The organism is Solitalea lacus (assembly GCF_022014595.1).
Taxonomy (GTDB): domain Bacteria; phylum Bacteroidota; class Bacteroidia; order Sphingobacteriales; family Sphingobacteriaceae; genus Solitalea; species Solitalea lacus.
In genome coordinates, this window is the sequence record NZ_CP091740.1 from 2,018,520 (window position 1) to 2,030,722 (window position 12,203).

At 37.1% G+C, this 12,203-nt stretch carries 11 protein-coding genes; 5 read left to right on the forward strand and 6 right to left on the reverse strand.

The annotated features are described in order from the left end of the window. Window positions 1–50: 50 nt before the first annotated feature. From mobC to L2B55_RS08600, 3 genes are read right to left on the reverse strand one after another with little or no spacing between them, the layout of a single operon-like run. A complete protein-coding gene (gene mobC, locus L2B55_RS08590) occupies window positions 51–2,027 on the reverse strand; it encodes a conjugal transfer protein MobC (RefSeq protein ID WP_237850124.1) in 1,977 nt (658 codons plus the stop codon). 21 nt (window positions 2,028–2,048) lie between these two features. Then, complete coding sequence (locus L2B55_RS08595; protein WP_237850125.1) at window positions 2,049–3,338, reverse strand: relaxase/mobilization nuclease domain-containing protein; 1,290 nt, start codon at window positions 3,336–3,338, stop codon at window positions 2,049–2,051. Further along, the gene (locus L2B55_RS08600; RefSeq protein ID WP_237850126.1) at window positions 3,323–3,715 is read right to left on the reverse strand and encodes a plasmid mobilization protein; all 393 of its coding nucleotides are present in this window, start codon (window positions 3,713–3,715) and stop codon (window positions 3,323–3,325) included. The genes L2B55_RS08595 and L2B55_RS08600 overlap by 16 nt, the downstream gene beginning before the upstream one ends. Before the next feature lie 420 nt (window positions 3,716–4,135). Here L2B55_RS08600 and L2B55_RS08605 point away from each other — a divergent pair, with 420 nt between their 5' ends. Next, window positions 4,136–4,717, forward strand: coding sequence for a hypothetical protein (locus L2B55_RS08605; RefSeq protein ID WP_237850127.1), 582 nt, complete (start codon window positions 4,136–4,138; stop codon window positions 4,715–4,717). 10 nt (window positions 4,718–4,727) lie between these two features. After that, the gene (locus tag L2B55_RS08610; RefSeq protein WP_237850128.1) at window positions 4,728–6,860 is read left to right on the forward strand and encodes an outer membrane beta-barrel protein; all 2,133 of its coding nucleotides are present in this window, start codon (window positions 4,728–4,730) and stop codon (window positions 6,858–6,860) included. Between the two features lie 152 nt (window positions 6,861–7,012). Here L2B55_RS08610 and L2B55_RS08615 read toward each other — a convergent pair whose 3' ends face one another. Beyond that, window positions 7,013–7,411, reverse strand: coding sequence for a (R)-mandelonitrile lyase (locus L2B55_RS08615; protein WP_237850129.1), 399 nt, complete (start codon window positions 7,409–7,411; stop codon window positions 7,013–7,015). Between the two features lie 365 nt (window positions 7,412–7,776). Here L2B55_RS08615 and L2B55_RS08620 point away from each other — a divergent pair, with 365 nt between their 5' ends. The 3 genes from L2B55_RS08620 (at window position 7,777) to L2B55_RS08630 (ending at window position 10,661) form a co-directional block, all read left to right on the forward strand. Beyond that, the gene (locus L2B55_RS08620) at window positions 7,777–8,637 is read left to right on the forward strand and encodes a helix-turn-helix domain-containing protein (protein ID WP_237850130.1); all 861 of its coding nucleotides are present in this window, start codon (window positions 7,777–7,779) and stop codon (window positions 8,635–8,637) included. Between the two features lie 96 nt (window positions 8,638–8,733). After that, window positions 8,734–9,531, forward strand: a complete 798-nt coding sequence (locus L2B55_RS08625; RefSeq protein WP_237850131.1) for an alpha/beta hydrolase — start codon at window positions 8,734–8,736, stop codon at window positions 9,529–9,531. 206 nt (window positions 9,532–9,737) lie between these two features. Beyond that, window positions 9,738–10,661, forward strand: coding sequence for a S1C family serine protease (locus L2B55_RS08630; protein WP_237850132.1), 924 nt, complete (start codon window positions 9,738–9,740; stop codon window positions 10,659–10,661). Window positions 10,662–10,723: 62 nt separating this feature from the next. On the opposite strand, the gene L2B55_RS08635 is transcribed toward L2B55_RS08630, so the two are convergent. Further along, window positions 10,724–11,449: a sphingomyelin synthase family protein gene (locus L2B55_RS08635; protein WP_237850133.1), complete on the reverse strand. Its 726-nt coding sequence runs from the start codon at window positions 11,447–11,449 to the stop codon at window positions 10,724–10,726. Beyond that, on the reverse strand, window positions 11,409–12,188 hold the full coding sequence (locus L2B55_RS08640; protein WP_237850134.1) for an SDR family NAD(P)-dependent oxidoreductase: 780 nt from the start codon (window positions 12,186–12,188) through the stop codon (window positions 11,409–11,411). Before L2B55_RS08640 ends, L2B55_RS08635 begins: the two co-directional genes overlap by 41 nt. Between the last annotated feature and the right edge of the window lie 15 nt (window positions 12,189–12,203).

A 12,203-nucleotide genomic window follows, 5' to 3' on the forward strand; every position in this document is an offset into this window, starting at 1 on the left:
GTGTTTTCCATATATTCGAAAGGAGATTGTTTTTCAATAGATTTAAAAAACTACTTCTTTTTTATTATCAAATGCCCTAACCCCGGATCATTCAGCAAGCGTTCCATCTCAGCCTGAATTAGATCCTGGATATCTTGGTTTATTTGCAAGTAATTTCGTTGTATCAATGAATCATTCTTTTGTCGGATAAGTGGAATTTCTTCAAGATTATGGTTGTTAAAGCTGGATTGGTCATTTCGAATTTCTGCATGAAATGCCTTTAGATCAATTTTACAATCAGGGTTATCCGCCACTGTACCTACAAATTCACCGGAAGAAAGCGTTGCAATTTTGGAAAGAGGAATAGCTGTTTCTAATTGTTTGGAACGGTTGATAGAGGTATCCGAACGATTGATGGACAGGCTTTCCCGGTCCTGCATAATCTTCCCGATACGATCGGAAAGTTGTTTAGCTGTATCCCCAGAAACCTGACCGGAAATAACATTTCCGATAATATTCATGAGCACCTCAGCCTGTTCTTTGCCGTAGTCTTTACGTAACTGAGAAAGATCCTGAGCACCCAAACAGGTAGCCACCTTATTGCTTCGTGCAGTAGCAATCAAGCTATCCATATTGTTCAAATAAATCGTCGGAAATTCATCAAAAATGAGACTGCTTTTAAGCTTTCCTTTTTGATTGACAAGTTTAACCAAACGATTGACATAGAGCGATAACACAGCACCATAAGTCTGCATTTTTAGCGAATTATTTCCCATGCAAACCAGTTTTGGCTTTAAAGGGTTATTAATATCCAACGTGAAATCATTACCCGAAAGCACATAATAAATAGAAGGGGAGGAGAGCCTTGCCATTGCAATTTTAGCAGAAGCTATTTGCCCTTCAAGTTGCTCCATTGCATCATTCAGGTATGCAGAAATGAAAGGGTTGATAAACACCTCAATCTCTTTTTCAGTACGCAATACAGAAAATAAATTATCATAATCAACCTGCATGAGTTCAATTACATGGGGGAGCGTACAGAATTCACCATATCGGTATTTGCGAAGAAACCATATAATAGCCGTAAGAAAATTAATAGGAGATTCCACGAAAAAGTCCCCCTGCCTGCGAATCCAATCCCGGTTCAATCCCAATAAAATGGTACGGGCAGATTCTACCGCATCACTAATATCGTTCATCGTTGAGGGGTCCAACGGGTTACATCGATGACTACGAGAGAGGTCATCAAAGTTAATATGGTAGAACTCAGGAGTAACCTTGTAGATGTGCTTATATTTCAGGAATGTGTTGTAAACAATTGAGGAAAGATCGTCGTACTTGAAGTCATACACAAACAAGGAAAACCCTTTTTTAATGTGTTGGGTAATTACATGCCGGATTACAAAATAGGTTTTTCCGGCACCGGGAGTTCCCAAAACCAAAACTGAACGGAATGGGTTAATGATATTGATCCAGCTTTTACGGACTTTGCCTTTTAAATTGTACCGGGCAGGAAGATTAATTGAAAATTCATTTTCGAACAATCGCTCTTCTTGAGGAAATGTTTCATTAAGTGAGTTAAAAATGTCGTTTTGAAGCTTGTTTTTAATGATTCGAGATAAAATTGTGCCACCTGAAAGTATTAGCAGATAGCCCAAAATGGTTAGGCTTATGTAAAAGAAAGAAAGTATGGTTTCAGTAAGGTTAAGGAATATGCACAGGTAGCTAAGAAAGTAGATTAAAATACCTACAGAAAGATAAAGTAGTGCGGTTTGATAAGTAAGTTTTTCATTCTTTCTCCCTTTAACTCCAATAAGCGAAATGCCTAGAAAGCCCAGAGCAATTAATTTGGATTTATGAAAGCTGCTGAACAAATCGGTTTGTATGATGTTATTCAATAACCTGTCAGTAAACGCACTGTAAATATTCCACTGATGAAACGCTGCATAGAATTGATAATAAAAATGTAGTCCTAAAATAACCAGACTAATCAATCGGGTCATATCCAAAATCTTCCTTAAGGCCTGTTCGTTTTCTCCTGTCTGCATGAGGTATAGACTTTAAATTAATTAGTGGTTTGATAAGCTCTTTCTTCTCCTTTTTTTAATCCTTTTCAAGGAGTTGGGTAGATAGTTTCCTGAAGAATCTGTTTGAAATAAGACTTCTGAAAGTCTACGGCTTTCCCGGTTAATGATTGAATTATTCCAATTGTCATTGGATGTAAATTCATTTCCGGTTTGCTGTTGCTTTCCAGCCTGGAAATTATCCGATGTATTAATCATTGATCGGGAAGGTTGAAGAAAATTCACTTCTTTCGCAGCAGTACGTTCAACAATCCCTGCGGCACTGTATTGTTTGCTTAAATCGTTGCCGTTAAAAACACATTTGGTTCGGTGATCTACATAGGTGATTTCGTAAAGAATGCCCTCTTTATTTTGGCGTAGAGCTGTATGGATACCTTCTTTTTTGAGCATTTCAATTAGGTCATTTAATGAAAGGTCAGACTGTTTTAGAAAGGCTAAATCAATACAGTTCTTGATACGTGCAGCATATTTTTTTCGTTCATTTTCATTAAATGTAAACCTGTTTTCAAGGAAGGAAAGAGTCGGTTTACTGTTAATAAGGCTTGCCTTAAACGGTACGCCGACTTTATTTCCATGCTCATCCAGAATCCTGTACATCAGTCCATGATTCTGATACGTTCGGGAGTTTTCACTACCCCTGTCTGCCGCCACATTGTATTGATTTAAAATGGTATTTAGTTCAGCAAGAGATGTGTATTTATATTGAAGCAACACTGCGTCAAGCACACTAGCAATAGCCTTTATGGTTTCCGATTTGCCATAAACAGCTTTCTGAATATTCCCAAGCTGGAAAACCTGCCGTTTATGGTCTTCAGCTATCACCAGTTTAAACTGTTTTTCAATTTCTTTACGGGCCGGTTCAGACAGGTTGCGGCAGAGATTATGCATGTCAATGCGAGAACCATTTGCCCGGACTTTAACTGTGACAATATGAATGTGATTGTGTGCGGCATCATGGTGCTGATAGACTAGGTAAGGCTGGTTTCCAAAGCCAATTCTTTCCATATAAATAAAAGCAACTTCACAAAGTCTCTCCTTTGAAAGTTGTTCTTCCGGAGTGAAATTGAGTGAGATATGCACACTGTTTCTCTTCACATTTTCATTCAAAGCAGCCAGCTTAAGGAGTCGATTCAAGCGCTGTTGTTCGTTTAAAACTTCCAGATCAATTGGGTAGTTTGCCGCCATTATACATTCAGCCATACCCGATTTTACTTTTAGTTCATTGTAATGAAATGTGCGCCTGATGGAGTTACTGGTCTTTAAGATTGCAACCATTGCGCGCCAATTTTATTGATCTGATCTTTGATGGCTTCCATTTTTTCAAGAAGTACTTGTCTGGAATTTTCATAGGTTTCAAGCCATTGCTGCAATTCCGGTAATTGATGTAAATTGTGTAGAATATTAACAGCCTGGTTAAAGTTATTGCCGATGTTATTAAGCTCTTTACGCAGCAAAATCGCTTCCTCCATCAGCTCATCCAATGACTGATTACGATAAGTAACCACAACGGGTTTGCCCAGTAAAACTTTACGCACATAGTTGCTCATTTTGGGGCAGGTAGTATTTGAAAATAAGCTATGCAAGCGTTTATATTCGACTTCCGTGAGGTTAAAATTCAGTCGTTTCGTGCGGTAGTTTTTCTCATCCTTCATCTCTTATTCTTTTTCACAATTAAAAAATACTAAAAATGCTTTCTTAAGGGTGTAAAATCTGGTGTGATACAAGCGGACATCTGGCCGATGCAATCCTAGTATCCTTACCAGAACCTTCTTTCTTTTTATTGGATTAAAGCATATTCCTTTATAAAAATAAGCACGCCGTGGAACAATCAGGCAAGCCCTTTAAATTCTAAAGAGGGTGTGGATACAGTCATTAGATTAATTTTAGAAAGTAGAAAAATCGAATATTTTAAAAAATGATGATAAACAGAGATAACAGGGATGAGTGAGTAAGTAAAGATCGATCCCAGGTTCAATACCTTCATTAAGTATTTAGTTGTTTAAATAATAATTATTTTTTTGTCACCCTGCCCCACAATTTAATTGACATAATTATAGTAGACAAGATTAAAAATGATTAAACGTTCTAACCACTTGCACACCTATACATGCGATATTCCTGGTACGATTACGCACTGGTGTGGATGTAATGAACATAGACTAAAAAACATAAATGGGAAACTTTTAACTTTTATTAAAAACATGAGAAAGGCAGTATTGATTATGATTTTTTTCGCATTGGGTGTAGTGCAGGTTAAAGCGCAATCTGAAATTGCAAAAGATATTGAAATGGCCCGAATGCGTTCTGGAGGGCTAGGGTCTGCAAAAAGCAATAAAATCTTTAAGAAAGTTGTACAACTCTTGGATGCAAGCACCGATGCTCCTGTTGCAAACCATTATTTTAATGTTTATAAAAATGGCACATCTGTTTATCCTAGTCAAACAGATAATAAAGGTTATGGAACTATCATTATGCGAAATGATAATTACTACAGTAAAGTTGAATTAGAACTTAATCCAAAAGCTTCAGATGATGGAACCTTGACCATGCGTAATACTCAAACTTACAAATTAGTAAAAGGAGGTGTCATTTCCTTTCCTTCCCGAAAAGAGGTGGTAGATACTGTAAAAGTTTATGTTAAAAAGATAAATTAATTTTTACACTTTGGATTACATACAAAAAGGATCTCTTGTACTTATTTCCTTTGTATTTATTAATTTAAGTAGTTACGCTCAGGAAAAAAAGCCTAGAGAGCTTAAAGAGGTAACTATTATAGGGAACAATAAGCCCCTAAAAGAAACGGCAAAGGGGGTGATTTTGGACATCAGCAGAATACGTGATGTTAAATTGCTTACCCTTGCCGAAATCTTAAAAACTATACCGGGCATAGAAGTTGACAACAATGGAAAAGTTAGCTATTTGGGCAAAGAACTCACGATATTACGCGATGGTGTAAACGTAGCAGGTTTTTCCAAGCAAATAACAAATAGCCTGAATAGTGGCATCACCAACAACAGTTACAAAAAAATTGAATTAAACCTTTATGACCTCAAAACCGAAGGGCCAACACTTAGCTTTATAGCCACTAAGTATGACGAAGGCTATTTTGGGAATGTATCAGGAAATGCAGGAAGTAACTCGTCTATGGTAATGGGTAATATAACTTTGAGTCAAAAAAGGTATTTGCTGAACTTTAGTACATCGGGTAATTTGCAATATACTCCGTCATCGGAAAGCCATATTGAAACCTATTTTAATCAAACTCAATTTCATGAGAAGAGAAATTTGAAAATGAGCGGGGTTAATACCCAGAACTATCAGTTTAGCATAGGCAATAGCTTTTTTATCAATCCCCAAAGCACCTTAAATACCTCTCTGGCCTATGGTTCATCGCGAACTAAATACAGCATAGCAAATGAAGTGCAGCATTATCAGAATGATGTTTTGAACAACAACAGCAGTACATTTCTTGATAATCACAACCCGATGGCTAAAAACCCAAATCTTGGTTCTAAAATAAGTTTCGTATATAAAACTAAAACCAATGAAACGGTAAACCAAAGGTTTGATATAGCCTTGGAGTATGACAATAATAATAGTTTAAGTGAAACCATTACAAATACCCAATCGTTATTAAACGTCTTTTTACCTAATAGCAATTATAATAGCAATAATGGGACAAAATTGAAAAATGTATTTGGATTATTGGGTTATGAGTTTAACCATGACAGGCTAGGTGATTTTGAATTTGTAGCCCGTTATTTTAATCGAAAAAATTATCAGAGTTACGATTATACTTATCAAACCGATGGTGGTGGAAACCTTGCTAACTTATTTCAAGATAACAATATTACTTATAATTATGGGGCATTATTGGCTAGTTGGAGCAAGAGTTTTGAAGGGATTTCGTTTCAATCTGTATTTAAACAGGATTACAGCGATGATTATATTACTAATCTAAAAGGAAGAGACAAGTTTACATTTTCTACTTTTTCTCCCTATTTATCTATACAAAGAAGTTTAAAAAATGGCAGTATACGCATTGAAGCACAATACGGTGAATCTAGACCCAATTTGAGCAATCTTACCAATATAATAAACTATGGCGCGCAATATGATACAGATAATCTGGTTACAATTGGCAACCCTTATTTAAAACCATCTAAATCATTATATTTTTCTGGGTTATACAATGCCAATATAAAAGGCATTAACCACGTTCTCACAGGTAATTATAAATATATCACAGATGCGATTTCAACTTTTGATACAACAGATGTGAACAATGTACGCATCCGTACTTATCGCAATTTAGCCAGCCGAACCGAATATAATGGTAGTTTAACTTTAAACTTTTATGTTTTGCCTCGTTTTACCGTTCAGCTATTCAGTAACCATATTTTTGGCACATATAACGCCAGCGAAAATGAAACAACAAATGGTTATAGATGGTCAAATGGGTTTACCCTAGGCTATACACCTATACCCAATATCAGGTTAAGTGCAAATTCAAGTATTGGCGGGGGGACAAATTTTCAATCCAAAACAAAAGCACAAATTAACACAGGTTTATCAGCTAGTTACAGTAAAAGCAAACTAAATTTTAACCTGTCAATTAACAACTTTCACCAACCTTATTTTAATACCCAAAATTGGATATATGGATATGGTTACCAAACATCCACCCAAAGCCGCAGCAGAAGAATAATGGGTAGTTTGAGTATCAGTTATAGCCTTGGCAATCCCGTTAAAACAGCTAATATTAATGGTAAAGAAATCATAAAAGATGATATATAATAGTAAACTGATATCCGAGGTAATAACAGAAAGTAAATGCACGGTGTTGAAATATGGAAAACTCTTTCGAGTTTACCACATTCCAACACCCCTACAATAACGGCAACAAAGGCAGTTGACACAGTTCATTTTACAGACCCCCAGGATATTTACTAATAAGTTACATTATATTCTTCATCTGTTACAGGCAGTAACCAATTCACCTGCACATCGTCTTTATAATTTGTTATAGCAATGTGCACCATTTTGCTATGAGCTGTTGCACCATGCCAATGCTCAATATTTTCAGGAATGTTAACAACGTCACCTCTTTTAATAGGTTGAGCAGACTTGCCTTTTTCCTGATACATACCTTCGCCTTCAATAACAATTGAAACTTGACCTTTGGGGTGGGTATGCCAATTCGTTCTTGCATTGGGTTCAAACGTTACAACACCAACTGAAAATTCGTTGTTTTTGTCTTTTGCAACCAATGTTGTTAAGAAAGCGTTTCCTACAAACCATTCTTTGGGTAATGGCTCACCTTTTTGAAATATTTCGTTTGTATTCATTTTAAAATCTTGTATTAGTATTGATGCTCTACAAGAAGGGAATGCAAAAGCTGATTCTAATAAATCCGGATAATTCCAGGTTGTACAACGCTAATCTAACGTAAGGAGGGAGGCGTGTTAAGGGTATTAGTTTTTATTCATCTTAAATCTAAGAAAAATTCAGTAATCATTTGGTGTAGATTTTTCTAAAGACATATAGTTGTCTCGCTACTCTTTTAAGAGAGAATAATTTTCAGATGAGTTATGAGAAATTGAAAATTAATATTGCTTTTGCGCAAAGAGAACAGGTTGCAAAATTTCCCCAGGTCTTATTCAAATAGATTTATCCGTTTGGTCAGTTGTTAATTTTTTATCTTTAATACTCAATGAAACAACTAGTCTCAGATAAGAAAACAGGCGGGGACCTTCTCCTCATAAATAAAGAACAAGACTTTGATCGTCTATTTTATTCGCGTGATCAGGAAAACAAATATTTTACCATAGCCTGGAATCGGGGTGAAAAGCAGACTGTAACCATTGATGGGGTAGTGCATGAGTTTATGCCTAATACCATTCTGCCGCTCATGTTTAATCAATCGTTTTATTTTGAGAGAGCCACCGATGTTGTTGCCTGGCAATTTAACCGTGAATTTTATTGCATCATTGATCATGATGCCGAAGTGAGCTGCGTAGGTTTTTTATTTGGAATGGGTGAAGAACTGTTTATTAGTTTGGATGAACCAGCACAATATAAGCTGCAATTACTATTTAATATTTTTATAGAAGAGCTAAATACCCCGGATAATATTCAAAATGAGATGCTTTTGGTTTTGTTAAAACGGCTCATTATATTTATAACGCGGTTGGCAAGATCTAAATACATCCCGGATCCAAAACTGCATGACGAACGTTTAGATGTCTTCCGTAAGTTTAATTTATTGGTTGAAGCTCATTTCCGTACTCAACACTCCGTTAATTACTATGCCCAACTGTTAAATAAATCGCCAAAGACATTATCGAATTTATTTGCCTTATACAATCAAAAAACTCCAATACAAGTTATTCAAAGTCGAATAATTATTGAAGCGAAGAGACTTTTGTATTACACCAACAAATCGACCAAGCAAATTACTTACGAATTGGGTTTTGAAGATGCTGCTTACTTCTGCAATTTTTTCAAAAGACATACCTCTTTATCGCCGCTTGAATTCAGAAATGGTAAGGAGATTGTCTCGGTCGGGAAATAATTACAAACCTTCGGGAAATATTCCCATTTCCCACCCGCAGTTGCTGCCGCATCTTTGTACTGTTGATCAAGCATAAAAAAATCAACAGTTAAAAAGATGAATACTTCAAGTTTATTAAACAAATCGAAAAGTGGATTATTATCCGCAGTAATTGTTTTATCACTAATTATAGGCTCAACTATGGCAACTAACGCTCAAACAAAAGAAGTTAAAAATGTAGTACTGGTACACGGTGCATTTGCAGACGGATCAGGATGGAAAGCTCTTTACAATGTATTAACCAAAAAAGGCTACAATGTAACAGTGGTTCAAAACCCCTTGACCTCGCTAGAGGATGATGTAGCTGCAACAAAAGTGGTATTGGACAATCAGGACGGGCCGGCCATCCTGGTAGGCCATTCATGGGGCGGTGCTGTCATCACTGAAGCAGGAAATCATCCAAAAGTGGCAGGACTTGTGTATGTAGCGGCATTCCAACCGGACAATGGTGAGTCAGCCTTACAATGGTTACAAACGGCTCCTCCAGCTCCGGAAAATGGCGTGTTGCCTCCGGACGATAAAGGAATCGTGTATTATGATAAAGCTAAGTATCACTCTGGTTTTTGTGCTGACATTAGTAAAGAAGAAGCAGAGTTCATGTATGCATCTCAAGGTGCTTTTTATGCAAAAGGTTTCGTAACACCTATTACGCATGCAGCTTGGAGAGATAAACCAACTTACGCTCTTGTAGCTACAGAGGATAAAAGTATCGCTCCTGAAATTCAACGCAACATGTACAAACGTTCCAATACTAAGGTGACAGAGGTAAAAGGCAGCCATGTGATCTTTATGTCACAACCCGAAGCAGTTGCTAACGTAATTGTAGAAGCGTCCCTAAATGGATCAGCCAAATAAGGTGCTATAAATAGTTTAAAAACCGAATGTCAATAGCTGGCATTCGGTTTTTTGTGTTTAATGATTTGATAAAACCAGTTTCTGTTTACAAAAATTAAGAAGTTGTGCTGAGCAGGAACAATTTGGTTGGAATCGTGTTTTTTGATTTTATATAACAGGTCATTTTGACAAGTATCAATTTTGTACAGTATTCCCAAAAGTGAATTATGGACGCTTATTCTTCAACCATTATCAATGCGGTAGCGAAAGTAAAAACAGCGGTGGTTAAAATTGAAACATACACCCAACAGGATAATAAACGAACAGGAGCAGGAACGGGCTCCGGATTTTTGTTTTCTTCGGATGGGTATTTATTTACCAACAGCCATGTTGTTCATAGTGCGTCGCAGGTGCATGTAAAACTTCACGACGGCAGTCAATATCCGGCTCAATTAATAGGTCAGGATACCGATACTGATCTTGCCATTCTTAAAATTTCTGCAATGGAATTCATGTCGGCGGTATTGGGAGATTCCGGCGATTTGCAAATTGGTCAATTAGTTATTGCCATAGGCAATCCGCTTGGTTTTCAGCACACAGTAACTACCGGTGTAGTAAGCGCATTGGGCCGTTCGCTTCCATCGCAGTCCGGTCGGATGATGGATGGAATGATCCAGACCGATGCTGCACTCAATCCAGGTAATTCGGGCGGTCCGCTGATCAACGCTAATGGTGAAGTTGTTGGCGTCAATACCGCTACCATACGGGGTGCCCAGGGTCTTTGCTTTGCCATCAGTATCAATACTGCCAAGGAGGTTGCTAATGAATTGATCCATTTCGGAAAAGTAAAAAGAGCCTGGCTCGGACTCTCCATGCAACAAATAGACCTTGTCCCTAAGCTGCGTTCTATAAATAATTTATCCAGTAAGACAGCATTGTTTATTACCGATGTAGCTAAGGGTAGTCCGGCAGAGAAAGCTGGTATTATTAGCGGAGACATCCTGATTGCTTTTAATGATCACGCAATAGAAACGGTAGATCATTTATTTAAACAGCTTACAGCAGATAAGATCGGGCAGCTCCAGTATTTGGTGATCCTGCGGCGTTTTGCTCGGACAGAATTACGTATTACACCCGCACAGAGAAATTGAGATTTCAGAAAAATTTACAAAAGCTTAAAATTGAAAAAGAGCAAGCATTGATTGCTCTCCTGTTAGTTTTGTTGATGTAGATTGCTTAGCCTTTTGCTAATTGTCCATGCCCATAGCGTAAAAATGATTGCTCCTAAGACATCAACCGTATAATGTACATGTTGCCATAACAGCATGATAGAAACGAACAATAATGAAACTAAGAAAAGTAGCTTAACCCATGTGTTTGATGCTGCTAAAAAAAGAATCAACAGGATAGCTGCATGACCGGAAAAGAATAAATCTTTAGTGATGACAATTCCATTGTAGGCGATTTTTTGCACAAACGGATCACTAAGGGGAATAATCCCTTTGGGAGGATCAAGTTTAATAAAATACAAGGTAATGATTCTTAATGAGTAAATAATAACGATCGTTTGCAGTACACGCAGCAGCAAGAAGGGGGTGTTGAAAAAGTAGAGCAATCCCACTAACAAAACACTGTAAATTACCCCAAAAATATATGTAGACAGATCAACCGGTTCTAATTGATTTAATATCCAGTCATTTAATAGAATGCCTTCCCTGTTTTCAATGTAACTGAAAAAGTGATTCATAAAAACAACTAATCCACCAAAATAGATTAACGTAATGATCAGGCTTAACTGAAAGCCTTTCGTTCTAAAAGCCTGCAGCCATTTAAATTTAAGTTGATGAATAGATCTATCCTCTTTAACCTTTTGCAAAGCGATTATTATAGAATGTACCTTAATCTTTTCTTCTGTATAATGAAGCAGCAATCTGCTCAATTACTGATTTTGGCAGTAATCTTACCATTAAAGCCGTAAACTGGTTGCTCAATCCCGGAATCAACTCTTTTCTGCCATTAAACATTCCTTTTACGGCAATTCGAGCTACCGTTTCTGCCGAAAGTGCCATTTTATCTGAAGTTCTTTTCAGATGAAGCATTCCGGCACGCTCAACAAAACCAGTTTTAACGCTGCCGGGGGCTAGTAGGCTAACAGAAATTGAGGTGTGCTTTAATTCATGTGCCAAGGCTCGGGTAAAGGTATTGACCAATGCTTTTGATGCCGAGTATAAACCGAATGTTGGTATCGATTGGAATCCGGCCATGCTCCCCGTATTTAATATATATGCCTGGGGTTGTTGCAGCAAAACAGGAATCATTAAATGCGTAAGATTAATCATCGTCCACACATTTACCTGCAACATGTTATTTTGATCGTTTAAGGTTAATTCATTAAAATTTCCCCATAAACCATAACCTGCATTATTTACTAAGATAGAAACCGGGAAATCGTTTTGCTGCACCCAATTTAAGACTTGTTGAGCGGCGCTTTGTTCTGCCAAATCCAGTGCCAGCCATTGTGCTTTTATCTTATATTTTTCACCCAATTCGGTGGCAACCTTTCTAAGTAGTTCTTCAGTTTGTGCTACCAATAATAAATCGTAGCTCCTTTGGGCTAAACATTCAGCTATGGCCTTACCTATCCCTTTACTAGCACCTGTTATTAATGCATAACTCATTATAGCAATGTGTTT

What these genes read in the sequence shown, in the direction of transcription:
- L2B55_RS08615 (WP_237850129.1), bottom strand. Translation starts at nt 7,411, where the DNA reads ATGAATACAAACGAAATATTTCAAAAAGGTGAGCCATTACCCAAAGAA.
- L2B55_RS08640 (WP_237850134.1), bottom strand. Translation starts at nt 12,188, where the DNA reads ATGAGTTATGCATTAATAACAGGTGCTAGTAAAGGGATAGGTAAGGCC.
- L2B55_RS08625 (WP_237850131.1), top strand. Translation starts at nt 8,734, where the DNA reads ATGAATACTTCAAGTTTATTAAACAAATCGAAAAGTGGATTATTATCC.
- mobC (WP_237850124.1), bottom strand. Translation starts at nt 2,027, where the DNA reads ATGCAGACAGGAGAAAACGAACAGGCCTTAAGGAAGATTTTGGATATG.
- L2B55_RS08605 (WP_237850127.1), top strand. Translation starts at nt 4,136, where the DNA reads ATGATTAAACGTTCTAACCACTTGCACACCTATACATGCGATATTCCT.
- L2B55_RS08620 (WP_237850130.1), top strand. Translation starts at nt 7,777, where the DNA reads ATGAAACAACTAGTCTCAGATAAGAAAACAGGCGGGGACCTTCTCCTC.
- L2B55_RS08600 (WP_237850126.1), bottom strand. Translation starts at nt 3,715, where the DNA reads ATGAAGGATGAGAAAAACTACCGCACGAAACGACTGAATTTTAACCTC.
- L2B55_RS08630 (WP_237850132.1), top strand. Translation starts at nt 9,738, where the DNA reads ATGGACGCTTATTCTTCAACCATTATCAATGCGGTAGCGAAAGTAAAA.
- L2B55_RS08595 (WP_237850125.1), bottom strand. Translation starts at nt 3,338, where the DNA reads ATGGTTGCAATCTTAAAGACCAGTAACTCCATCAGGCGCACATTTCAT.